The organism is Microcoleus sp. B3-A4 (assembly GCF_036705385.1).
Lineage (GTDB): Bacteria > Cyanobacteriota > Cyanobacteriia > Cyanobacteriales > Microcoleaceae > Microcoleus.
The window spans coordinates 1-22,360 of record NZ_JAUBUI010000091.1; the positions used below are offsets into that span (position 1 = coordinate 1).

A 22,360-nucleotide genomic window follows, 5' to 3' on the forward strand; every position below is an offset into this window, starting at 1 on the left:
ACCAGACTCTTTTATTTGAGCCTCTAGACTCTTGAGCCACTGGGGATAAGGTTGAGCTTCTGACATGATTTTGTGTACCATCTCCGGGCCGTGTTTTACTAGCACGTCGTCAATTTTTAAGCCTAGCTCCTTATCCCACATAGCAACCAAAACGTTACAGCCACATTTTCCTAAAGCTTTAACGAGCTTCTTAACCTCAAGCCGTACCTCTTTTTTAGTCAGCACGTCCATATCAAAACGGATACGAATTGTCCGGCCCGGAACCGCAACCGCCGCCAAGTTGGGGACAAGTTCACCTTTGCTCTGCCACATGGCGACACCGCAGAGCGCTAATGAAGGGAGTCCGCAAGTCATCCCCGCCCCTGACTTCTTTGTTCCTTCGTCAAGGTCAACAATGATGGACACGTCATCCAAAACCCGCTGCCAAAAATCTTTATCGGGGTGCGGTAATGCGATCGCATCGTAGGGATGCCCCTTGTCAGATAAGTATTTTGTGGGCTTCTCTTTTTCTGGAAATTGGATGGCTATATCAGGTTTGTATTGACCGAACTCTTGAGGCTGCATTGTGGTTAGGTCAAGCCCAGAGACAAACCAGCCTAAAGAAAAATTGGTTGGGTATTTCTTCCAGCCAATTTTTTTGGCAACTACCGATCTGTTATCCAAGCTGCTCAAGCAGAGATGTGTTATCCCTGGACTAACACCTGAATCCTCAACCCATTCTTTTAGATGTTTGGGTTGAATTCGAGAATGATGACAGGCTAATGGTTCACTCTCTGCGATGTGGGCTTGATGCTCCGGCGTAGATTGCGCGGTATCAAGCTCGTGGCTTTCTTGTGTAGATTGTGTGATGTCCATTACGCTGCACCCCCGATCGCTTCAAAGGTAGCCCCAAACAATCCCCGGTTATCTTGCGTATTTAGAGGGGATTGTGGTAGAATAGACTGATAACAAGGCTTTGCAGGCTCTTGAAACTTATGGGTAGCTCTATGGGTAGTGTAAGAATTCCGGGAACGTGCGATCGAACCGCTACAGATAACGCGAAGGCAAGCAAGCAAGCTAGCACCAACAGTCACAGCGCCAATAGAGCGTGTGCATTGTGAGACAAGGTATGTCATTATGTTATTAGGAGCCGGCCCTTATTGACGGCGTAGTTCCTAACTTTGTTACTAAAACCTGCCAAGATTTTTCACAAGCAAAGTTAGGGGTTTATAGATAATACTAAAAAAGCGCTGGAAGCTTACGCTGCCTGCGCTTCTTCATTGTGTGTCTGTGTTTTGGCTTCAGTTTTTTCGAGCTTCTCAATTTGCATATAAAAATGCTTCAGATAAGTCTCTAGCGCATTTTGGATAAAATACGATCGGCTGATTCCTAAATGCTTAGCCGCAGCATCGACGCCCTCTATTACCTCGGAAGAAATAGAGAAAGATTTGGCGTGTTTGTAGTTTGGAGAGGGAAGCATAAATCACAATCGGTGTTGAGATTATTACTGCCATCTTACAACATCAAACTCTATTGCGATCGATATTTTGCCGTGAATTTAGGAATTGACCGACTATGAGTGACTATGACCGACTGTGACAGACTGTGACTGCTAGACAGCTTGCTGCTTCGATCGGACAGCCTTCCCCACTTTTGCCTAAAAAATTAGCTACCAGCGTATTATATGCGGGATATATACATCAGCCTATCGCCTATTGCTTTTTCTGAGGATAGGGTGTATTTTTACAACTCCAATTAGCCAAAGGAACGTCAGAGAATTGGTTTGAAAATACCGACGCAGGCAAGGCACAGTCGCAGAATATGCCTTATTTACCACTTTATGTAAATACGCTTTTACCCCACTAATAAGCGTAAACGAACTATTAATAAGTAGTCGATCGCCCACACAGTCGCGGTTCCCCACAATCGCCGATAGCACCGTCGCCACATTCCCCACGGGCGATCGGCAGTCGCTTCAGTTTTGCCCGCCGCCGTTGCCCCGGTTTCGGAGTTGGTTGTTCAGGTACTGCCACAGGTCGCGGATTTCTGTCTGGATGATTCGCATTTGCTCGCGCCATTCATTGTGCTGCTGAGAAACCAGCCTCAGCGCTTCTTGATGGCTCCCAATTGCTGAAACCATGCGATCTACCCGATCGACTAAACGATCGAGTAGTTCGGTGCTTGCCTGTTGCTGCACCGCAATATTGTCAACGCGCTCTGTCAGTCGGTCGATGGCTGCGGTGTTGGCGCTGGTTTGAACTTCCAGCCGCCCGATCGCATCACTGTTAGCCTCCTGCTGCACCGCAATCCGATCTATGCGATCGGTCAGTCGGTCAATGGCGGCCGTGTTTGCCTGCTGCTGCACTGCGGTGGCTGCGAGGATTGCTTCTATTCGGTCTAGCCGATCGCTTGAGTTCATTTAGTTTTCTCCTTTACTAGACATTAACTAGACATCAACTAGACCGTGTAGAACCTCTAGCCTGCTTACTTTTTGCCGTTGCCTTAGTGGCTGTGGTTGCTTTGGTTCGGGTGGATGACGGTTTGACTTCGGGCGGGTCTTCTGGGTTGTTGGCAAGCCAAATTCTCATCTCCTGTTCCAGTAGTAAATTGCAGAGATTGGACATAGATCGCTTCTCCTCTTTAGCTCGCCGCTCCAACGCCTGAAACAGTTCTGGTTCTAAATATATAGTTGTGCGTGGTTTGTCTGTGGCCACATCAATCTCGTTAAAAGGTACTTTTCATCATTCTCCCTCCTTAGATGAGTTTTGTCATTTTGGTTCATTACTGCTTGACACTCTGCATGACTAACCCTTAGTATAGCGGATAGTGACGAATCGATTCCAAATCGATTCCGAATTGATTCTCCCAATCCAGACGAACCATGAACCTTGAAAACCAGACAGTGATTGACGTAGAGGTTACAGAAATCGATACTCCTGAGCCAGAATCGATCGCGATCAAGCGTTGGTATTCAGCCGCGCAAATACAATCGATTCTTGATTTGAATAAATCGGGGCTGCAAAAGGCGATCGCCAAACTACAGGATATCTACGGCATTGAACTTAAAGCCTTACGCCGTGGGGAAGCGCGAGCCACCCAATACTCTGAGTTTGCTCTTAAAGCTTGCCAGTTGCTCAACGCTGGCAAACTTAGCGAACTGCGGAAACTGGTAGAGACTGCACCGATCGCACCGACTGCCGGAGCATTGACAATTGCCGAATATACGCCCGCGCTCGATCGACGGATCACCCAATTGAATCAGAATGCAAATTCTGCCTCCGCATCTTTGAATCAAAATGTGCAGCAGCTTCTAGCTCAAATTGCTTCCGAAAACGAGGCGGCGCAACAACGTGACTCCGATTTAAAACAAGCCAGAATCAACGCAGCCCAAAACCGAGGTGCTGCACAAGCATTAGAAATCTACCAGGCCGAACAAAAGGCACTGAATGAAGTGTTGGCACAGCTCCGCGCAAGACAGTTGGGAGGGGCTGAGTAATGGCTTTTTACAAAGTGAAAGTGCAGCGGGAATGCAAAACAACTAGAACCTTTAACGTTGTTGGAAACCGCCCCCAAGAGGCTTTGCAGGCTGCTGCATTACAACTGAGAGATGAAGGCGTAGCGGATGCTGTAGCGATTGCAGTGATTGGTCAAATTAACAGTTTGAGGGATTGAAAAAAATGACTAATGACGATGACAAAAATCTCGACAAAACCCTGAACCGACTGATGATTGGCGGTGCTGCATTGACTAGCGCTCTTATCATTGCTGGGGCTTATGATGCGGGCTATCAATCAGGAAGAAAAGAATCTACAGCGCCGATAACCGTACACGGCGACCTGACAATCAACAACAACAGCAACAATTCAAGCCAGTCGGTTCCTCTCGTAAAGTAACCCGACTGGCCCGCAAGCAAAGCCCTTATCGCTAAGGGCTTCACCGCACTCTAAGGAAATTATCTCACATGATGCAAAAATTCAGAGTAGCCGCCACACCGGGCGCGGGTCACATCAAGCGCCAGTTTAACTACGAATCGGGCCCGCTAACCCCAGAGATGGTGAATGCAGCGGGCAAAGAAGCAAAAGTGCTTGAGCTACAGAAACAGCTACGCACCGCCTACAACCGCCACGATGCAAAGATTCGAGCAAATACAGTCGAGATTGAGCGGCTAACGCTTGAAGCTCAAGAGAACGGGCTGACCGACACCTTGCAGATTGACAAGTACGTCGCTAAAGCAATTGTTGCCAGCGCAAAGTATGACCAAAATATAGTCAATTTGCAGCAAAAATTACAGCATGAATTGGGCTTAATTAAGGTCGAAGGAGCCAGCACCCAAACGCTGCAAAATGTAGATTTCCGCCAGCGTTTGTTACTCATCAAAGCGAACCATCAGGCAAAGGGACAGATTCAACAAAACGGGTTCCAGCAGTCCTTAAAAGCAATCCAAGCATCCCCGCAGCAGGCGATCGCCATGCAGGCGAAGCGGTCGGCGTTTAACAATTACATTAACGCCAAGGACTTCGACCCCATTCCCGCTGTACCGGGCGCTTCCGGCGGTGGTAACAACTCATCTATCAGCACCGACGGCAAAGGCTTTTTAGGTGGCTTGTTTGATTTCTTCAGTGGACGTAAGTAAACCTTAGTAAGCGGGTTAATCGCCCGCTTTTTTTGTATGAATATCTCGGAATTTGACACTTCAGAATTTGACTACTTGAATGCGGGCAGTTTTGAGCAACCAGAACAGCAACAACAACAGAAAACTGACGAAATTAGTGGTATAGAGCGCTTCTGGAACCTGACCGGAAATTGGGGCGAATTTGGCAGCTACTTCGGCGCGGGTCTATCTGCATCCCTTATTGTGAGGGCAATTCCGGCGCTTATCCCGTCCGCTGTGATACTCATTCCGGCAGTCGGGTTAGGGCTGACAGTGTTTACTTTCTCCTCTGAAGGTTCAGCCAAACTACGCAGCCAATTAATACTAATTGCCGTGGGAACTGCTTTACTTGCTGCTAATTGGGATGCGTGGTTAGCGTGGGTAGTTGCTAATTCTCAGTTGTTACTTTTCACGACTGCTTTACTAATCATCTGCGGTTCGTTTGTCATCACTCAAGTTTGGAGCAAGTTAAGCAATGTTAACCAATAAGAATCAGGCAATTGTTTCGACCTTACTAGGCTTAGGGATTGCGGGTTTTGCGGGTGCTGTAGCCTTGCCATTCAACGACCAAATCGAGTTTAAGCTTGGCAATCGGATAGAATCCCGTCCTGCGTGGCTCGTGCCTGCTAAAGCTGAATTTAAAGGCATCCAGCGCGGTTATGGTGGGGTCAAGATTCTGCTTAGTTTGCTCGCGACTGGGGGCATGGTGGTAGTGATGCTGATTGCCCGCAAGGAAGGGGAATTAGAGCCAGTCCGGCAGCGGATTAAGAAGTATCAAGAGAAGGCTTACGAGTTCGGCTTCGCTGCTGAAAGCGCCTATCAAATGGCCACCACACAGAACAGATACAAGAAGCTGACAGAAGCGGACGAACGAGCATTTGAGGATGAGCTTGAAACTGCCTACTGTGAATCATTGGGCATCAGCCCGCAGGAACAGCAAGCAATGTTAACCGGGACAGCAACACTCGATCACACGACCAATCCCAGCGACAAAGTGGAGGAGCGGGCAACACCAGGGGCGATCGAACCGGAACAGACCGACGGGCCCAAAATGCCAAATAACATTGAGATAGCTCGGAGAACAGCAGCTAAAGTCCTAACTTCTTTGGCAGGTATCAATACCTCAATCTTCTTAGCGGGCCCGACTCGCACGGGCAAAACTTACACCCTGCATAAGTGGTTGGACGATGTAACCTTTCGCTTTCCGCAGGCTGAAATCTATGTAATTGCCCAGAAATACGAAGATTTTCCCGGCGTTCCTCGCAACCGAATTGTGATATTTGACCCGCTATTTCCAGAGGAGTCGATGAAGTTTTTGGATGTGGTTTACGAGAAGTTGCAGAGCCGGAAATCCCAACCAGCAACCGAGGAAACCTACCGCGACCGACCTATCAAATTAATACTTGAGGATTGGTTCGCAACGTACCAATCCTTAATGCAAAAAAGGAATGCACAACTCTGGGAAGACAAGGCTTCTAAGCTGGGAAGTATAGCCACTGTTGGGGGTCAATACAATGTTGGATATTTCATCTGTACCCAGACTTTTAACATTGCCTCTAGTGGCGTAGCAGACAGCAATATCCGGCTAAATCTGGCACTGTTGGCACAAGGCTTAGTCCGCACCACTAAGGATGGTGAAGAGCAGGGTTCTTATGGCGTAATCGAGCAAATGCTAAACAATCAAAACGTCATCGCCAGCAAGGCTCATAGAGATTTATTGTCGGCAGATTTGAAGCTATTAATCGCTGATTCAATGGCTGAGCAAACCCCAATTATCTTGTCTACCATTGGCAATCCGGTACTGGGGTTAATGCCCAAAATAGACGTACACAAAGCGACTGCTGCTGATGTTCCGATCGGGCAAAACAGCACTCCCGACACCCCATCCCGGACGGATACCACACTGCCAGAGCAAGATGCCGGAAACCTCCCAAACCCTTACGGGAAGGGGACGGCGGGGTCACAGGATGCGGAAACCTCGGACACTTCGGAAGCCCTTTCCCAGAGCTTAAATGGCTTTTTAGCTGAAGTGCTAGCCGAAAATCTTCCTCCCATCTTTGCTGATGATTTCCCATTAAAAAAGCACGAGCGGCGGGTGCAATTAGCCAAGCTGGTAATTGCCAAAAATCTTGGCAAACAAAAGACAATTTACTTACTGTGGGGGGTGACTGATGGTGGTAGAAATCACCAGCGATATGTGGACGCGAGAGAGATGCTTGAAAAGTTAAGCAAAGGGGATGACAGCAACAATGCTCAGTAAACTAATCCATTTTTTGCCAGACTTCATTCTTGACCCAATCTATGATGCAATCTTTGCTGAATTCGTGCGACGGGGCAACATTATTTTGGAGGATGACTTGAACAATGAAGACAGAAACTAACCAACCACCAACTCAACCGAGCCGGACTATGTTATCGGCGATTTGATTGAAACAAACGAACACTAGCTCGAATAAAAAAGAAGCCTCCGGGAATCTCCGGGGGCTTCTTTTTTTTGTGCGATCGCCAACTCATTCAGGCCGAGGTACGGGGCAATTCATCCGATCGGAGTCCGCAGCTATTTTCTTCAATCTTTCCAGGGCTGCCAAGCAATCCCCTAAAGCTCTGTGATCACCGCAGAGAGGTTGCCAGCGATAATCCTTGTGGTAGTAGCTCCAATCGCCCGCCCATTGCGCGTGCCAAGTCATTAGGCATTCAGAGCGATTCTTGAGCTTCAAAGATGGCAAATTATGGAGCTTACAGCAGTAATTTAGGATGCGAATATCGAAGTCAGAATTGTAAATTAGAAGCTGTTTGTCCTTGAGTATTTCGGCAATTTGGGGATAGATTTGGGGAAAGCTTGGCGCATCAGCCACTACCTCATCAGTGATTCCGTGGATAGCTGAAACCTCGGCAGGAATGGGGATTGAAGGCTTGATTAGAGTATTTAGTAGGGGTTCGCCGTCACGATTGATGACAGCTATCTCCACAATCTCGGCGTCACAAAGCCCCGTTGTTTCTGTATCTAAAATTGCTAGGTTTTCAGCAGCTAGCTCATCCCGGGCCCACTTCACCGCCCTTACTCGATCGCGCTCAATGAAACCGACCTCGTTGTACCATTCCTCATACTCTCGCTTGATTCGAGCTTTCTCGCGGTTGGCGGCAAGTGTTTCGAGTTGTTTTTCTGTCGGCTTTCTTTTTGGTCGGCAGGATTCTGGGTTATCGGGGTCATAAAGAAGTACATCGTATTTCTGGGCCCTAATAATCCCGACTGCTTTTAGGGGAGACAAACCCAGTTCTGCTAGCTGCTTTTTGGTTTTGAGATTTTGGGGAGGTTCGCCGGGTTTTCCCCACCATTTGTACTCATCCATCGCCGCCCTCCAACAATTCCAAAATTGCCTCCACATCAGCCAAATCTGCTTTGGATTTTTTGCGCCGTGCTTTTAATCGGTTGAGCAAGTCGGCCGGCTCCGGTAGTTCGATCGTCGGTGCTGGGTTCTGTTCGATCGCTGGCGGCGGGTTTTGCTTAAGCTCTGCGAGTTCCTCATTCTCGCCCCGTAATTGATGGATGATACTGCGATGTAATTCTATCTCCCTTGCTAGGTTTTGTCTGTCGATTTCCGATTCCTTAAAAGCTTCCTCCCATTCGTGTTTAGCGCGGTTTGCTGCCTGCAATTCTGCCTGAGCTTGTGCGAGTTGTTGGGCGATACCTTCAATCTCGCTGTCATTGCTCAGGCACTCAATTTTCCCAGCCGTTCCTCCATTGCCGTCATTTGCTCAGCCATCTGCTGTATCAACGCCAGTGTGTTATCTGGTGTGTTGTTTGATGTGTTACCCGGTACGCTGTCTGGTGTGTTGTTTGATGTGTTACCCGGTACGCTGTCTGGTGTGTTGTTTGATGTGTTACCCGGTACGGGATTCTCTAATTGAAAGTATTGTGCTAGTGCTTTGTTTACCGCTGCCGAATACATCAGCCCCTTCTTAGATTCCAGCCCGTTCGCGGTGCAAAAGTCGCTTAATGCTTGCTCTACAGCTTTATCAAGGTACACGGCGATGTGCTTTTTATCGGTTGCCATATCTGTTACTCCAGTCAGTGCAATACCAACATAACATACCTAATACGCTGGTAACACACTATAAGTTTTTTAGTATATCTTGGTAACACACTATAAGTTTTTTGTATGTTACTGGTATTGTATTTAGTACAATACCTTGCTATAGTGGTAACATACCAAGCAAAGGGCAACCGATACAGCCTGCGCTAAACACCGAACCTAGAAAACTAAATGAACATCGACACCAGCTTGATTCAAACCGCGCTGCTAGCACTTCAACAGCAAGGTGAACTCAAGTATCAAAGCAAATGCGGTACGAGCCTCCCCAGCGGATTCTACAAATCGGTACTTTATCTCGACAGTGACCGCCTCGGAAAATTTCAAGTCACCATCTATATGACATTGAAATCACCCACAGGATACGGAATCCGGGTTGAAGCTACCGCCGAAGTTCCCGAATTGCTCCTCACTGATCGCTACTTGGAAAGCTTCGAGGACTTTGAAAATGAGATCGACAAGGATTACTCGATCACCGCAACCAAAGCCAGCCGTCGCCGACAACTAGGTAAATAACCAACCGGGAGGGTGTTACCCCTCCCCCTTCGCTTCACCTACTCACTCACTACAGACCACAGGAAAAAATTATGCAATTACTCACCGTCAAATTCAACCAAATCGCTTCAGCCATTGACGCTACCAACGCCCAAATAGCAGCTCTACAAGCAAAACTGAGCGAACTCCAAGAACACCAGCAACAACTGCTATCGGTTGAACAAGCCTGCCAATCTGCACTCGCTCAAGTCGGGACAGCGCTGGCAATGCTCAACCACGTCGATCCTGCTGAAATTCTTACCTTTAAAGCGGCGGTTGAGGCCCAATTCGGGACTGATGCGATCGCATTTTTAGAACCCACAACACCTGCACCAGCCGAACAGATCGAACCGGAACCGAACGAACCAACAGCGCCGGAACCAGCTACAACAGCCGATACCAACCCACCGATCGACGTTGAAGCTACGCCAGAACCCGCAGCGCCGAGCGAACCGGAACCCGCGCCAGAGCCAGACATTGAGCAAGCGCTGGCTAATATGCCACTCCCTACCCTGCGGTCACTGGCTAAATCCAAAAAAGTTGACGCTCGCGGGACAGCAGCCAACATTACCCGGAGACTCAAGGCGATCGTTACACCTGCCGACCTCCGGGCGATCTGGTAAGTGTTTGAGAGGGCCGTCCCTCTCTTCTGTCTAGCTTCAAATCAGAGGTAACACACTGTCAGTACCATACTATAAGCAGTATCCCATACCCTAGTAACACACTATAAGTTATCTGTATGTTACTGGTATTGTATATAGTATTGTACTATGTTATGATGGTAACATACCAAGAAAACAAAGCCACCGCACGAAGTTTGGACGCCTAGAGCGGTGGCTGAATCCCAAAGGATCTAATGATGAACGTAACACAGACTGCACCCAAACCAGCCACCACAGTCAAAGTCTGGGAAGATGCCAGCCCTCTCGCTGCGGTAGGAGATATCATCCGCAAAGCGTTTTGCCCGATCGCCCGCGTAGTCGGCAAAGAAATCTTGGCAAATGGCTGCATTTGCCTGATCGTCTTTTTCCCCGGCTGCCTTGATCATCACAGTGAGGAATGGGTGCTCGAAGCGCCAGCCGTCCCCGCCACAGCAACCGCCACAGCAACCGGAACTAACGGAGATGAACCACCCAACCGGGGAGACAACCGACGCGGACGGATGCAGCCAGCTACCAAGACTGACAAAGCTCTTGCCGCCATCTTCAACGATCGCCCCAAGCAATATCAGCAATTCCTGATTATTCGGGAGGAATTGGCGGCGATCGGCATCAAGCTAGGCAAGCTAATCAGCAGCCGGGAAGATGCTAAGGGCTGGCGACTTGACTGGGAGGGCGACAAGGCTGGCTTGTTTTGGACTGTTGGCAATGACTGGGAAATTGCCTCGCTGAAATACGAAACCGAACTGACTGGCAACTGGGAAGGCTTCGATCTAGTAGAGCACCTCGACTGCAACGGCATCGAGCTTCCCGAATAGTCGATCGCACTTGGGCCTCGTACCCTTCAATCGAGGCCCGCAAACCAAACCAACCAACACAGGAAAAAACAATGCAATCTATATCGCAAAAGGGCTGGGATAAATATCTCGATCGGAAAGCAGCCGAATTCCTCCAAGCTCAGCAGATTATTAAGTCGCACCCCATCCCCGGTGGTGGCGGTCAGGCCCCCGGCTTTCTGGTACTCCGGCGACGTGGCGAACAGTACGCAACCCACTTCTACAATTCGCAGGATGGGGGCTTTCATCACGGTCACTACTTCGCCAACCTTGCTCAGGCCGAGGCCGACTTTGCCCGCCGCGTGACTGAGTACGCACCCGCCACCAACTAGCCCCCGCGCCCCTTGCCCCATCTCCTAAAAATCGGGATGGGGCCCCTTTATGTCCTAGTGTTCGCGTAAACTATCATTATCAAGACCGCAATCATGAATAACACCGACTTTTCGATCGCCCGCCTTGAATCTTCTCTTGATGCCAAAATTGAGAGATATTTCGATACTGTAGACACTGACCCCGACGTGCTCAAACAATTACTTGCCGACAAGCGCTCCGAAAATACCCGCCGCGCCTATGAGCGGGACGTGAATGATTTTCTACAAACTATGACGGGGACGGCGGCTGTCCCTGATAATGTTTTGGAATTCCTGCACCTGGAAGAGCGTCAAGCCGTGTCAGTGGTTCTCAAGTATAAAGCCAAGCTGATTGACAAGGGGTTGAAGGAAGCGACTATTAATCGGCGGCTGGCGGCTGTCAAAAGTCTGGTGGAAATGGGCCGCAAGCTCGGCGCGTGTCACTATACCCTAGGCGATATCAAGGGAGAGAAAGTTACCAGTTACCGCGATACAACGGGGGTTGACCGACCAACTTTTGAGCGAATTTTGCAGCAGTGCGATCGGACAACTTTGTCTGGCAAGCGTGATTATGCTTTGTTGCGCTTGCTGTGGGGTAATGCTTTGCGACGAAACGAAATCAGTCAGTTGAACGTTCGAGATTTTGACCCGGCCGGTAAGACTTTGCGGATTTTTGGCAAGGGACGCGGGACGCAAGCTGAGATGATCGACTTGGGGTCGGCGACGGTTCAGGCGATCGCCGACTGGTTGGACGCTAGGGGCGGCAATTCCTCTCAGGACGCACCACTATTCACGGCCCTCGATTTTGCCAATACCGGACATCGGCTGACGGGCGACGGCTTGAGAAGAATCATTGTTCGTCACTGCGAGAATGCTGGCATTACCAAGCAAATGTCACCTCACCGCATCCGTCACTCGGCAATCACGGCGGCACTGGACGCAACAGACGGGGATGTAAGGAAAGTTCAGAAGCTCAGCAGGCATAAAAATCTGAATACCTTGATGGTGTATGACGATAATCGCGGCCGCGACCAAAGGGACGTTACCGATTTACTTGATGGGATGTTTTGAGGCTTTCTTGTCCAGTGGAGGAAGGTGCAAAACAGCAAGAATGTGCAATCCAGGTAATAGAATGTTTAGTACAATGGCGCAAATCCTGTACATTTCTTACATTTCTTTAGAGACAGCCTCTGAGTTGACTTACCCATCTTTTGGCAAACTTGCCTTTAGATTTACTCTATAAATAGCTCCTAAGCTTAAAAAATATACTATTACGAATGCTGTCAATTAAAATTTGAGGGGGAGCGTGATCTGGTTTTTGTTGAATTATTTGTCGAATCCGCCATAGAGCCAGTCCTAAAATTCGAGCAGTGTCAGCCAAACTGGCATAGAATAACCCGTGATTTTTTAAAAAATATCTTTGTCTTGAATCAAACCAATATTGAGGTTGCCGTTTAGAATTACTATTGTCAGCCTTTTTTCGGCTTTGTCCACCAATATTCATAATCCGGCTTTGAGGTATATACCAACAAGACCAACCCCCTCGTTTAGCCTGTAAACAAAAATCAGTTTCTTCGTAGAAAAGAAAATATCCTTCATCCATTAACCCTACTGATTCAAACACCTGACGACGGATCAGCATAGCGGTCCCGGAAACCCAATCAATTTGAGAAGGTTCATTGCCCATATAACGAGGAACAACCCATTTAGATAAAAGTTTTGTAACTATCCCTAGGCACAACGCAGATTCAAATTCACTTACTACAGAAGGAAAGTGAAAAGCAAGACGCTTTAGTTCTCCATCAGGAGTTTGAAGATTACATCCAGCAATCCCTACATCAGGGTGCTGTTCCAAAAAATCAACTAACACTTTTAATCCATTAGGAATCACTTGGGTATCTGGATTGAGAATGAAAAAGTAGGAAGGTGGGAGAGGCTGTTGGAGTGCAGAACGAATAGCTAAATTGTTGCCAAAAGCATACCCTCCATTATAATTGGAGGGCAAAATTGATACCCAATCTCCCCATGAATTTTTTTCAATAGCTGCACTAATCTCTTTTAGAGAATCATCTCCTGAATCATTCTCAATCACTACCACTTTAGTCCCTGGAATTGATTCAACTTCACCCCTTAACGAGCGTAAGCAATCAATCGTCAGATCAGGGGTTCGATAGTTAACAATAGTAACCAATAAATAGGTAGACCCTAAACTCATTTTTTGACCCTTTTTTTTAGAAAATAACACATAATTGTAAGTTGCCAGCCAACCTAAATGTTGCAGGAATTTTTCAACTTACATTTAAAATCTATTTTTTCTCTTTCAAAATAGCTTCAGCAATACAAGCTTCTAGTTTTTCTGCTAGAACTTGTACATAGGGTTCCTGAAGACAGCTAGAATGTCCGCCCGGGAGATCGTACACCTCAATTTTTTTTGTTACTCGTTTGTCCCAACCCATGAGAGGATTGCTGCTTAACTGAATAGCAGGCACGTCATCAATTGACGGATTGTCAGTAATGATGACTTCGCTGGCTCGAAAAAGTACCACTTGACCTTGATATAATTCAGGGACATAATGTTGAGCATCAAATATTAAAAGGCTACGGACAGTAATATTTTGTAAAAATTGAGGTAAAGACAGTTTTTTGTCTAAACAATATCTATATAGGTTTATCTTTAAGTAATTTTGAACCTCCTCCCTTCGTTTTTTGACAAGGTAACTAATTAAATTTCTGACTTTCCGTTGAGCTTTGTTAAATATATAGCCTAAACGTTCTAATTTTTTCAAGTTTTGACTTTCAGTAATCAGTTTAGAAAAGCTTTGCAGGCGTTGATTGCTAATGTTAAGGTTGAGAGGATTTTTTACATCCCAGGATTCAATAAGAATTACGGTCGAGCTTTTTTCTCCTTGATGTTGTAATTGTACAGCCATTTCAAAAGCTAGATTACCACCAGCACAGAGTCCGCCTAGTAAGTAAGGACCAGTAGGTTGAATTTTGCGAATTTCTTCGATGTAGTGAGCTGCCATATCTTTAAACCGAGTATGAAGCACTGGATATCCCGATTTGCCATAGGGACGCAATCCATAAACTGGACGATTACCTGCCAAGCGACGAGCTAAGTTTTGATAAAGAATAATCTCACCATCTGCATCATGGATTAAAAACAGAGGTGGTTTATAGGGTTGCCCAGGATTGAGCAATATTAAAGAGTTCCAGGGTGTTTCCTCATCTAATTGTTGCAGCCGATGGGCTAATTGCTCAATCCTTGGTGTTTCAAAAATAGTAGACAAAGGTAGCTTTTTGCCAAACTCTCGTTCAATTTCAGTAAATAGACATACTATCAATAAAGAATTTACTCCTAGTTCAAAAAAATTGTCTGTTACGCTAATTGGAGCGGTTCCAAAAACTTTTTGACAAATATTAACCAGTTGCAGTTCTCGTTGATCTCGTGGAGCTATTAACTGTTCCTCAACTTGTTGATTGAAATTTTGTTGTTTAGCTGAAACCTGATTGGCTGTCCACCCCCCTACTATTTCTAAGGTGTTATTAAGAAAGCTTGCTCGACAGGAAGAACGCTGTATTTTTCCACTGGCTGTCTTAAAAAGGGTTCCTCGTTTAAGCAGCACAACGGCATAGAGTTCTAATTCATGGTGTTCAAAAATAGCTTGGCGAATTTTAATAATGACTTCATCGATATCAAGAGTTTCTCGATAGCCTCGCTCTATCTCTTGGGCAATTACTAAGCGTTCTTCTCCGTTTACTTCAATTGAGAAGGCCGCCCCATTTTCTGGACGTAGAGAGCAATGAGTCTTTTGTACTGTCCATTCAAGGTCTTGAGGATAGTGGTTAGTTCCTCGAATAATAATCACATCCTTGATACGCCCTGTAATATACAGTTGCTCTTGGTAGAGAAATCCTAAGTCTCCTGTTCGCAGAAATGGACCTTCCCTCGTGTCCTGAATATAGGCAAGGAAAGTTTCCTCGGTCGCATCTGGTCGCTGCCAATAGCCTTGTGCCACACTAGGATCAGATACCCACACTTCTCCTACTTCATCAGCAGTGCATCGCTTTAGGGTATACGGATTTACAATAGCTACTTTTACATCTCTTATTAAGCGTCCACAACTAGCAATTGTTCGCACTAAATCAGCACTATCGCTATTAGCTGGAACAATATGAGACTTTTCTAGTTCTGATGCTAAAAATTTAGTGCTGATAAATGTCTCATTTTCAGGACTAGAGGAGACTAAAAGAGTTGCTTCTGCTAATCCATAGGCAGGACAGAAAGCTTTGGGGCTAAATCCACATGGGTTTAAAGTTTCTGTAAACTTTGTTAAGACTTCGGGATTAATGGGTTCTGCGGCATTTCCTGCAGCGCGCCAACAACTTAAATCGAGTTGCTCCCATTGTTGCGAATTAATCCGGCGTACACATAAATCATAGGCAAAGTTAGGCGCTTGGCTATGAGTCGCTTTATAACGAGAGATGGCTTCTAGCCACCGAAAAGGACGTTTGATAAAAGCAACGGGTGACATGACATAGCATGGAGTCCCATTGTAGAGAGGTTCTAGCAGTCCTTCTATCAGCCCATAATCATGAAAATAGGGCATCCAAGTCACGGTAACACTATCTGGGGTATATCCACAACTTTTTTGCAGATTATTACAGTGGTGGATGACATTTTTATGACTAATCATCACCCCCCTGGGACTAGAAGTGGAGCCAGAGGTATATTGAAGATATGCTAAAGTATCACTCTCTATGGCTGGTGGTTGCCATTGCTCGGCTAATTCAAGAGTTATTGCCTGACTATCTAACCACTGCATCTGTTGAAATTCTGGAACTTGCTGGCGGTACTCCTCCACTAAAGACATAATTCCTAATGTGGTCAAAGTGATGGTGGCTCGGGCATCTTTGGCAATTGCTTGAAGTCGCGGAAGAGTGCGCTTAAGTCGGCTAGCTTCTGGAGGGGGAGCCGGAATAGCAATGACTCCAGCATAGAGACAACCAAAAAAGGCACATAGAAAGTCTAATCCGGCAGGATATAAGAGTAAAGCCCGTTGTCCTTGAGTATTTAGAGATTGGAGATGGGCGGCGATCGCTCTTGCTCGTTGATCCAATTTTTTATATGTCAAACTCTCAGACTCTATTTTGCCGTCTTCAAGAAAGGTATAGCCCTGCTGATTCGGGTTTTTTACGGCTTTTTGACGTAGAAGATCAACTAGGGTAGAAATATTATTGAATCCTTGATGATTTAAGCCCATACTTGGAGTTGCTTTAGGTGGTATCATAGTCATTTGCTAAAATCTTTTTGGGTATCTTTGTGAGTGTTGAAAAGGTAGAATTGATTATCAAAGAGTTTTTTGTATCATTTAATTTTAAGGATAAAACTAATGTTTATAACTTATTTATACTAAATAAACTTAAACTTTTCCAATAGTTGATTGATTAGAAAACTACTTTGTCCAAACATATTAGGGAATTTACCTAGTACACAAAACAGAGCATAAATCATAGACTCTCTTGAGCTAAAATTTCGCTGTTGCATATATTTATGAATTTTATAAGCTAACAGCATATAAACAAAGAGTAACCCCCCTAAACTGTAACCGTAGGTCGGCTTTATGCTGATAATTGTCAGTAGGGGCATAAGTAGTCCCCAAAACCAGTTACTTAAGTTTTCTTTTTCCCATAAAGATTTTGGTTTATCTTTGTGTAACCAAAATACCTGAGCATAAGCATATCCTGACCGTATTGAGCGTTTCCACCATTGGGTAAAATGAGTCATTTGAGCATCATGCCATGCCATATCTGATTGCAGACGTATTATCTTCCATTCTTGCTGACGTAATCGATAGCACAGCTCTGGTTCTTCCCCCGCAATAAGGGTAGGGTTAAACCCTCCTACTTGCTGTAATGCTGTTACACGCATCATTGCAATACCCCCACTAAACTCTATTTCACCACTTGGTTGATTCCACTCGATTGCACACAATTGATGGTATACCGACAAATTAGGAAATCGCTCACGCAGAGTTCCACATACGACAGCAAGATCAGATTGAATTTCAAGTTCTCGTTCAGCAAGGGCAAGCCATCCTGGAGAGATTTCGCAGTCACCATCAACAAATTGAACAAAGGGAATATCTGGTTTGGCTTGTAATAAATAAGCTAGCCCTGCATTTCTAGCGCGAGCCGCGCTATATGGGATTATCGAATCTAGTTCAACTATTGATATTTTAAAAGAGTCAGCTATTTCGAGGCTGTTGTCTGTTGAGCCAGAATCAACATAAACCATACAGTCTACTTCTTTTTCTTTAATTAAGGAGTGTAGACACTGATTAAGATGTCTCCCTTCATTGCGACCAATAACAACTACTCCTGCTTTCATTCTTTCCTTTCTCATCAAAAATTTTTTATTTAAGTTACTCGACCAATAAAAGCTTTTAATAAACCGGAAAAAGCACCACTGGTGTACAAACGAAAAAGTGTTGCAGAATGGGGTGGTTCTATTCGAGGCAACGCTAATAAATCGGCTCCCTCTTGAATGAGAACTTCTCTGCCAGAACCATGCGCTACAGCAGAAGTTAGTCCTAGTTCTTGAACCAATTCCCGTGCGATAGCGTTGTGTCGGTTATAAGGAAAAGCAAAATGCCTGGGATTCCGTCCAAGTTCGTGGCGAAAGTCGGCGATACATTGTTGTATTTCCCTGTAAATTATTTCTTGACTGTGACTGGTAAAATCAACATGATTAGTGCTGTGAATTCCCATTTCAATGTTGGGAAACTTTTGCATAACTTTTCTGATTTCATCCCACGATAGTATTAATCTAGAAGGGGTTTCAGTTGGCTGGAGTTGCTCAATCACATTAGCAATGATATCTTCCCTTTCAGTAAAGCTAGAGACTATTAATTTTTTCTTAAGGTTATCATAAGCAATGAGTTGCTGTTTAAAATTCACCAAATCCCAACTTCCAATACCCTCTATTGATAGCTTTGTTTGACTTTTTGTTTTGAAAGCTGTATAGATGCGGTCAATCCAAGGATTTTCACCTCGATAAATCATGCCAGTGGGCAAGTACCATGTTGCTGGTAGCTTGTAATGGGCTAAGATTGAGGCAGCGACGGTCATGTTGTCAAGATAGCCATCGTCAAAAGTCAAAACAACAGTTCCCGCACATGGAGTTTGACCTTTTTTTAGTTGTTCAAGTAACTGGTTTAGAGAAATTACATTCCTATGGTTAGCTAAAAAACGCATTTGACTCTCAAAAACAGATGGCTCTATATGTCCTTCTGGTTCAATCCAATTGGCAAGTTTTGAAGAGGCAATACTGTGATACATCAATATAATTGCCCCTTTAATTCGTTGAGCTTTAACATAGAGAAAAGCTGTACCAGTCCAGTACATGATTTTATCTAAGCTCAAAAGAATTCGCCTTTTAAGGGGTATGGGATGTGTGAGGTAAAAACCAGCCATAAACTTTATTTTTTCTTAAAAATCTTAGTCCTGCCTAATACCCTTTTTCTCCAAATGTGCTACAAAATCATCAAAATACCCACTCGACTGAGAGGCTATACACCATTACCGCAGAAAATGAGTATAAATTTATAAATTTGCCTATAGCAAAAATACTATATACTAAGTTCAAAGATATATTCTCTTATTTAACAAATCTTCATACAGTAAAAAAGTTATGTAGACGAGAATAACCGGATTTAAACCAATATTAAGCCCAAAGTGGTTTTGTAAAAGAAGAATACGTCTTGATTGTGGATCAGCCACTCCACTTGGCGATGTTCCTCATCAATAATAAACTGATAAGCTTTACCGACTAGCTCTGCCTCTAGCGCCCTTTCCTGTTCCAGGTCATCGAGATACTTCAGAAACAATAGCCAAGACGTTTGCTCTGTATAGTCCAACTCCGTAGTGCAGCCCGCCTCCTTTCTGAGAACGTCATCAATATTTCTAAAGGTTTGCTCGAACATCTAACTTTGCTACGGGATGTTTACCATTTCTGTTTTAGAGTATATGCCGATCTAGGGCTCCCCTACAGCATTGCATAGCTGGACGTGAACATTTTCTAGCTCTTAAACAGGCTTAGCCCCTGTCTAGTTAAGCCACTAGACATACGCTAGTTTGTAGTGGTTGTTGGTCTAGTAAGCTAACTAGATAAAACTGCTAGCACAAGCAGATTAGGTTTTGGGTAATATTACTGGCGATCTGCAAGTGCCGGAGTGTGACTGGCGGCAAGGCGATCGGGCTAAAAGTCAAATAAACTAAAATAAACTAAAATAAACTAAATTAAAGTTAATTAAACTAAATTAAACTGCGCTCCCTCATAGTCCGCGCCCGCTTCTTCTTCTGCCATCTCCTCTGGCGGCTGGATACCGAGAATGTGTGATCGCAATAGCGCTGCGGTTTCTGGGGTGAGGCCCCTGCCTCGCTGTTCCTCCGGCCGATCGGGAATGATGCCCATGAATGCTTCCCGAATATTCGCCTTGAGCTTAGCAGTTTCATCATTTGCAAGTTTGAAGATTGATCGGGGGAGCCAGCCCGCATCAGCTAAAATCTTCAGCGCTTCAAGCTCATCGTAGTTCCGGCCGTACACTTCCTGAGCCAAGTTCATGGCCGCTTTAATAAATGGGGCCACAGTTCGCACTTGCTCAAGGGCTGCCAATTTGTCGGGATTGGCGATCGCCACATCGATGGCTGCATTGATAATCTTCATCAACTTGGTATAGGTGACGACGCTAATCTGTACCATCTGGCGGCCCTGCTCAAACCGTCGATCGGCATCACTGGAGTAGAGGAGCTGCTGTCGTTTTTCGGCCTCAGCGTCCGCTTTCTGTTTCAAGGTTTCCAAGCGGGCGATCGTCTCTTGCCAAGTATCGGTCAGTTTCATCTGGGAAATTCTCGATCGAGTTAAGCCCAATCTTTGAGCGATAACTTCCTGAGTTAGTCCATCAAAAGTCATCTCTGCCGCCAGAGAAATTTTGCGGACTGATGATACGCTTATGCCCATTCAATTCTAAATTTTAGTAACTTTTGCTAACCTTCCCTAACCCTATTATAGCAGTTCAATTCTTTACTAGCCGAAGTTTTCGGCTGATGACTTCGGTAATGATTGCGTGATGTTTTTGGCGATCGAGCTAAACCCAATCGCCAATTTTAAACGACGGACACAGCCGCAGATTTTAGGTTTTAGATTTTGGGTTTTATGGCAAAAATTGCGATCGGCGATCGGGTGCAGGGTGAGGTTGGGAGTTGCAGGGCCTCACCCAGTGGAACTGCTAGAGCTTCCTCAAGTATCTAGCGGTATTTGCAGCCCTCGGAATAGTAACAATCACTTTCTCGTTCTCAAGCTTCACGTAGTAGTCAGTTTCCGTCGCACCATAACCAATATCAGCAATCTTGCCTTTTTGCCCCTGGTAGGTTTCATCGTTTTGTCTAATTTCCACCAAATCACCGATCGCAAACCCGGTCTGTTTTTTTGCCTCTGTTTCAGATGACGGGGGTTGAGAATCAATGACGGGGGTTTGACGGGGGTTTGACGGGGGTTGTATTCCTTGCTGGTTGGGAGTTGCAGCGTTTGACGGGGGTTTAGGGGGGTCAAAACAATTTATTTCTGATAAATCCTCCGATTTTTCCGAAAGATTTTTGGGAGTTTCTAAATTCTCAGAAAGTTTTGCCATTTTTTGGTCAAAACCCCCGCAACTCCCAACCGCTGCGGGTTTCAACCCCCGCACAACCCCCGTCAAACCCCCGTCATTTTCGCTCTCAACCCCCGTCATCGGGGATAAAGTTTCAGAATAAGTGGGGATATCGTCTTTTTCTTCATCCCTCATCCGCACTCCGTAGAACGAACTTCGACCGCGCTTCCGTTCCCAGATAACTTCGGGAAAACCTAGCTCGGCGCACAGGTCGCGAAGCATCTCCGGGAATTTCACAACCGATTTAGGCTGCATTCCTCCCATCTCACAGAAAAATCTGTAATTGCTGTAGAGGTCGGAGGTTTTTATACTTGTGTTCGAGTCGCCCGTCAGAACTAACTGATCGTTGAAATATGCGGCGATCGAATCGGTTTGATATTTCATCTCCCATTCCTTGGCCTTAAATTCAGCAATCTGACTTTCCCCGGTTCCTTGGATTATCTGAGTGACTAAGCTGTCGGGCAGGGTGAGAGCGATCGCAATTAGCGCCGCTATTTCCCCGTCGAAGTCTTTTTCCATCGAATAGTTGCGACGCTCTGTCGGAATGGGATTGTCGAAATGCAACAGGCAGAGGCGGCGTTCTAATCCCGTCGTGTCACCGACAAAAATCGGCTTGTTACTGCATATCAGCATCAGACCGTAAAAAAAAGCGTTAGAGGCGGGCCGGTAAACTTCCCGGTAACTTATTGCGTCACCCCCCGTGAAACTCAGGATCGAGTCAATACCTACAGGTTTACGCTCGTCCCCAAATACCACTAACTGCTTATCAATGATGGACGCTACGGTTGAGCCGTCTTTGAGTTTGTCGAGTTGGCAAGCAGCAAAGTTTGCATAGCCTACAACTTTTTCTATCAACCGTGCAGCCGTTCCCTTACCGCTTCCCGGTTTGCCGACAAAGTGAACGAACATCTGCAAGTCGTGAAAGCGAAATCGGAGAGCGCCGTTAATTATGGCTAGAATTTTGAGCATTTTCTTTGCGCTGCCTTGCATTGCCGTTGTCAGCCAGTGGTAAATATTGGGGCAATTAGCTTTTAAGGCTTCTAGCGCGTCCTCTATTTTGCCTGCGAGCGGTTTGTACTCATAGGGCAAGTGTGAGGTAAAACCCATCCCCGGTGAGTGCTCCAAGATTCTAAAATTGTCAGCGTCTAAAACGCAGTTGTTAAAGTTCGTGTAGCGCTTCCTGTCCCAAACTTGCCAGCGAGCAACTCTCAGCCGTTTTGTCAGAAGCTTGAGTACGTCGGTCAAAAAAGCATCGCCCGTGTATTCGATACTTCTCGCATCAATCACAGTTTGGAGCAAGGTTTCAAAATTACCTATCTCGATTTTTTCCCATTCCTTGCCAGTCCATATCCGCCAAGTCTTTTGCTCGTTGTCAAATTTCCACTGACTGCCGTACTGTTCTGCAATTTCAGCGGCAATCTGGCGGGGGGTTGGTGGCTTTTTGGCTTTCGCTGGTGCGTCACCCTCGCTCGTACCAGACTCTTTTATTTGAGCCTCTAGACTCTTGAGCCACTGGGGATAAGGTTGAGCTTCTGACATGATTTTGTGTA

25 protein-coding genes are annotated in these 22,360 nt (G+C 45.8%); 11 read left to right on the top strand and 14 right to left on the bottom strand.

The window, feature by feature from the left end; all coding sequences use genetic code 11:
• From QUB33_RS24790 to QUB33_RS24805, 4 genes are all read right to left on the bottom strand, one after another.
• On the bottom strand, positions 1–855 hold an 855-nt coding region (locus QUB33_RS24790), incomplete at its 3' end, for a DUF3854 domain-containing protein (RefSeq protein WP_333355689.1).
• Between the two features lie 382 nt (positions 856–1,237).
• The gene (locus tag QUB33_RS24795; protein ID WP_333355693.1) at positions 1,238–1,459 is read right to left on the bottom strand and encodes a ribbon-helix-helix domain-containing protein; all 222 of its coding nucleotides are present in this window, start codon (positions 1,457–1,459) and stop codon (positions 1,238–1,240) included.
• Between the two features lie 495 nt (positions 1,460–1,954).
• A complete protein-coding gene (locus QUB33_RS24800; RefSeq protein WP_333355696.1) occupies positions 1,955–2,398 on the bottom strand; it encodes a hypothetical protein in 444 nt (147 codons plus the stop codon).
• 34 nt (positions 2,399–2,432) lie between these two features.
• Complete coding sequence (locus QUB33_RS24805) at positions 2,433–2,693, bottom strand: ribbon-helix-helix domain-containing protein (RefSeq protein ID WP_333355699.1); 261 nt, start codon at positions 2,691–2,693, stop codon at positions 2,433–2,435.
• 167 nt (positions 2,694–2,860) lie between these two features.
• Here QUB33_RS24805 and QUB33_RS24810 point away from each other — a divergent pair, with 167 nt between their 5' ends.
• The 6 genes from QUB33_RS24810 (at position 2,861) to QUB33_RS24835 (ending at position 6,890) form a co-directional block, all read left to right on the top strand.
• Entirely contained in the window at positions 2,861–3,475 is a 615-nt protein-coding gene (locus QUB33_RS24810) for a hypothetical protein (RefSeq protein ID WP_333355702.1), read from the top strand.
• A complete protein-coding gene (locus QUB33_RS24815) occupies positions 3,475–3,651 on the top strand; it encodes a hypothetical protein (protein ID WP_333355705.1) in 177 nt (58 codons plus the stop codon). Before QUB33_RS24810 ends, QUB33_RS24815 begins: the two co-directional genes overlap by 1 nt.
• Positions 3,652–3,656: 5 nt before the next feature.
• Positions 3,657–3,872 (top strand): hypothetical protein, encoded by a 216-nt coding sequence (locus QUB33_RS24820; protein WP_333355708.1) that lies wholly within the window; start codon positions 3,657–3,659, stop codon positions 3,870–3,872.
• A gap of 68 nt (positions 3,873–3,940) precedes the next feature.
• On the top strand, positions 3,941–4,612 hold the full coding sequence (locus tag QUB33_RS24825; RefSeq protein WP_333355711.1) for a hypothetical protein: 672 nt from the start codon (positions 3,941–3,943) through the stop codon (positions 4,610–4,612).
• 36 nt (positions 4,613–4,648) lie between these two features.
• The gene (locus QUB33_RS24830) at positions 4,649–5,119 is read left to right on the top strand and encodes a hypothetical protein (protein ID WP_333355714.1); all 471 of its coding nucleotides are present in this window, start codon (positions 4,649–4,651) and stop codon (positions 5,117–5,119) included.
• A complete protein-coding gene (locus QUB33_RS24835; protein ID WP_333355717.1) occupies positions 5,106–6,890 on the top strand; it encodes a hypothetical protein in 1,785 nt (594 codons plus the stop codon). The genes QUB33_RS24830 and QUB33_RS24835 overlap by 14 nt, the downstream gene beginning before the upstream one ends.
• A 250-nt stretch (positions 6,891–7,140) precedes the next feature.
• Here QUB33_RS24835 and QUB33_RS24840 read toward each other — a convergent pair whose 3' ends face one another.
• Genes QUB33_RS24840 through QUB33_RS24850 form a run of 3 tightly spaced genes read right to left on the bottom strand, consistent with a single transcriptional unit; the run spans position 7,141 to position 8,685 of the window.
• A complete protein-coding gene (locus QUB33_RS24840; protein WP_333355720.1) occupies positions 7,141–7,980 on the bottom strand; it encodes a 3'-5' exonuclease in 840 nt (279 codons plus the stop codon).
• Positions 7,973–8,284, bottom strand: a complete 312-nt coding sequence (locus tag QUB33_RS24845; RefSeq protein ID WP_333355723.1) for a flagellar alpha dynein — start codon at positions 8,282–8,284, stop codon at positions 7,973–7,975. Before QUB33_RS24845 ends, QUB33_RS24840 begins: the two co-directional genes overlap by 8 nt.
• Positions 8,285–8,340: 56 nt before the next feature.
• Positions 8,341–8,685 (bottom strand): hypothetical protein, encoded by a 345-nt coding sequence (locus QUB33_RS24850; RefSeq protein ID WP_333355726.1) that lies wholly within the window; start codon positions 8,683–8,685, stop codon positions 8,341–8,343.
• 210 nt (positions 8,686–8,895) lie between these two features.
• Here QUB33_RS24850 and QUB33_RS24855 point away from each other — a divergent pair, with 210 nt between their 5' ends.
• The 5 genes from QUB33_RS24855 to QUB33_RS24875 all read left to right on the top strand — a co-directional run bounded on the left by QUB33_RS24855 (position 8,896) and on the right by QUB33_RS24875 (position 12,171).
• The gene (locus QUB33_RS24855; RefSeq protein ID WP_333355729.1) at positions 8,896–9,237 is read left to right on the top strand and encodes a hypothetical protein; all 342 of its coding nucleotides are present in this window, start codon (positions 8,896–8,898) and stop codon (positions 9,235–9,237) included.
• 71 nt (positions 9,238–9,308) lie between these two features.
• Positions 9,309–9,878: a hypothetical protein gene (locus tag QUB33_RS24860; protein ID WP_333355732.1), complete on the top strand. Its 570-nt coding sequence runs from the start codon at positions 9,309–9,311 to the stop codon at positions 9,876–9,878.
• A 233-nt stretch (positions 9,879–10,111) separates the two neighbouring features.
• Entirely contained in the window at positions 10,112–10,732 is a 621-nt protein-coding gene (locus QUB33_RS24865; protein ID WP_333355735.1) for a hypothetical protein, read from the top strand.
• 71 nt (positions 10,733–10,803) lie between these two features.
• Entirely contained in the window at positions 10,804–11,082 is a 279-nt protein-coding gene (locus QUB33_RS24870; RefSeq protein ID WP_333355737.1) for a hypothetical protein, read from the top strand.
• Between the two features lie 93 nt (positions 11,083–11,175).
• Positions 11,176–12,171: a tyrosine-type recombinase/integrase gene (locus QUB33_RS24875; RefSeq protein ID WP_333355741.1), complete on the top strand. Its 996-nt coding sequence runs from the start codon at positions 11,176–11,178 to the stop codon at positions 12,169–12,171.
• A gap of 166 nt (positions 12,172–12,337) precedes the next feature.
• Here the strand turns inward: QUB33_RS24875 and QUB33_RS24880 are convergent, their stop codons facing one another.
• The 7 genes from QUB33_RS24880 to QUB33_RS24910 form a co-directional block, all read right to left on the bottom strand.
• The gene (locus QUB33_RS24880; protein WP_333355744.1) at positions 12,338–13,315 is read right to left on the bottom strand and encodes a glycosyltransferase family 2 protein; all 978 of its coding nucleotides are present in this window, start codon (positions 13,313–13,315) and stop codon (positions 12,338–12,340) included.
• Positions 13,316–13,406: 91 nt separating this feature from the next.
• Entirely contained in the window at positions 13,407–16,391 is a 2,985-nt protein-coding gene (locus QUB33_RS24885) for an AMP-binding protein (RefSeq protein WP_333355747.1), read from the bottom strand.
• Positions 16,392–16,513: 122 nt separating this feature from the next.
• A complete protein-coding gene (locus QUB33_RS24890; RefSeq protein WP_333355750.1) occupies positions 16,514–17,491 on the bottom strand; it encodes a glycosyltransferase family A protein in 978 nt (325 codons plus the stop codon).
• A gap of 29 nt (positions 17,492–17,520) precedes the next feature.
• Positions 17,521–18,525: a polysaccharide deacetylase family protein gene (locus QUB33_RS24895; protein ID WP_333355753.1), complete on the bottom strand. Its 1,005-nt coding sequence runs from the start codon at positions 18,523–18,525 to the stop codon at positions 17,521–17,523.
• A 290-nt stretch (positions 18,526–18,815) separates the two neighbouring features.
• Complete coding sequence (locus QUB33_RS24900; protein WP_333355756.1) at positions 18,816–19,085, bottom strand: type I restriction-modification system subunit M N-terminal domain-containing protein; 270 nt, start codon at positions 19,083–19,085, stop codon at positions 18,816–18,818.
• Positions 19,086–19,411: 326 nt separating this feature from the next.
• The gene (locus QUB33_RS24905) at positions 19,412–20,122 is read right to left on the bottom strand and encodes a hypothetical protein (protein ID WP_333355759.1); all 711 of its coding nucleotides are present in this window, start codon (positions 20,120–20,122) and stop codon (positions 19,412–19,414) included.
• A gap of 268 nt (positions 20,123–20,390) precedes the next feature.
• On the bottom strand, positions 20,391–22,360 hold a 1,970-nt coding region (locus tag QUB33_RS24910), incomplete at its 5' end, for a DUF5906 domain-containing protein (RefSeq protein WP_333355763.1).

Bases quoted from the DNA above. Each gene is read 5' to 3' on its own strand.
- QUB33_RS24795 (WP_333355693.1), bottom strand. From the start codon at position 1,459: ATGCTTCCCTCTCCAAACTACAAACACGCCAAATCTTTCTCTATTTCT.
- QUB33_RS24800 (WP_333355696.1), bottom strand. From the start codon at position 2,398: ATGAACTCAAGCGATCGGCTAGACCGAATAGAAGCAATCCTCGCAGCC.
- QUB33_RS24810 (WP_333355702.1), top strand. From the start codon at position 2,861: ATGAACCTTGAAAACCAGACAGTGATTGACGTAGAGGTTACAGAAATC.
- QUB33_RS24815 (WP_333355705.1), top strand. From the start codon at position 3,475: ATGGCTTTTTACAAAGTGAAAGTGCAGCGGGAATGCAAAACAACTAGA.
- QUB33_RS24820 (WP_333355708.1), top strand. From the start codon at position 3,657: ATGACTAATGACGATGACAAAAATCTCGACAAAACCCTGAACCGACTG.
- QUB33_RS24825 (WP_333355711.1), top strand. From the start codon at position 3,941: ATGATGCAAAAATTCAGAGTAGCCGCCACACCGGGCGCGGGTCACATC.
- QUB33_RS24830 (WP_333355714.1), top strand. From the start codon at position 4,649: ATGAATATCTCGGAATTTGACACTTCAGAATTTGACTACTTGAATGCG.
- QUB33_RS24835 (WP_333355717.1), top strand. From the start codon at position 5,106: ATGTTAACCAATAAGAATCAGGCAATTGTTTCGACCTTACTAGGCTTA.
- QUB33_RS24840 (WP_333355720.1), bottom strand. From the start codon at position 7,980: ATGGATGAGTACAAATGGTGGGGAAAACCCGGCGAACCTCCCCAAAAT.
- QUB33_RS24850 (WP_333355726.1), bottom strand. From the start codon at position 8,685: ATGGCAACCGATAAAAAGCACATCGCCGTGTACCTTGATAAAGCTGTA.
- QUB33_RS24855 (WP_333355729.1), top strand. From the start codon at position 8,896: ATGAACATCGACACCAGCTTGATTCAAACCGCGCTGCTAGCACTTCAA.
- QUB33_RS24860 (WP_333355732.1), top strand. From the start codon at position 9,309: ATGCAATTACTCACCGTCAAATTCAACCAAATCGCTTCAGCCATTGAC.
- QUB33_RS24865 (WP_333355735.1), top strand. From the start codon at position 10,112: ATGATGAACGTAACACAGACTGCACCCAAACCAGCCACCACAGTCAAA.
- QUB33_RS24870 (WP_333355737.1), top strand. From the start codon at position 10,804: ATGCAATCTATATCGCAAAAGGGCTGGGATAAATATCTCGATCGGAAA.
- QUB33_RS24875 (WP_333355741.1), top strand. From the start codon at position 11,176: ATGAATAACACCGACTTTTCGATCGCCCGCCTTGAATCTTCTCTTGAT.
- QUB33_RS24880 (WP_333355744.1), bottom strand. From the start codon at position 13,315: ATGAGTTTAGGGTCTACCTATTTATTGGTTACTATTGTTAACTATCGA.
- QUB33_RS24885 (WP_333355747.1), bottom strand. From the start codon at position 16,391: ATGATACCACCTAAAGCAACTCCAAGTATGGGCTTAAATCATCAAGGA.
- QUB33_RS24890 (WP_333355750.1), bottom strand. From the start codon at position 17,491: ATGAAAGCAGGAGTAGTTGTTATTGGTCGCAATGAAGGGAGACATCTT.
- QUB33_RS24900 (WP_333355756.1), bottom strand. From the start codon at position 19,085: ATGTTCGAGCAAACCTTTAGAAATATTGATGACGTTCTCAGAAAGGAG.
- QUB33_RS24905 (WP_333355759.1), bottom strand. From the start codon at position 20,122: ATGGGCATAAGCGTATCATCAGTCCGCAAAATTTCTCTGGCGGCAGAG.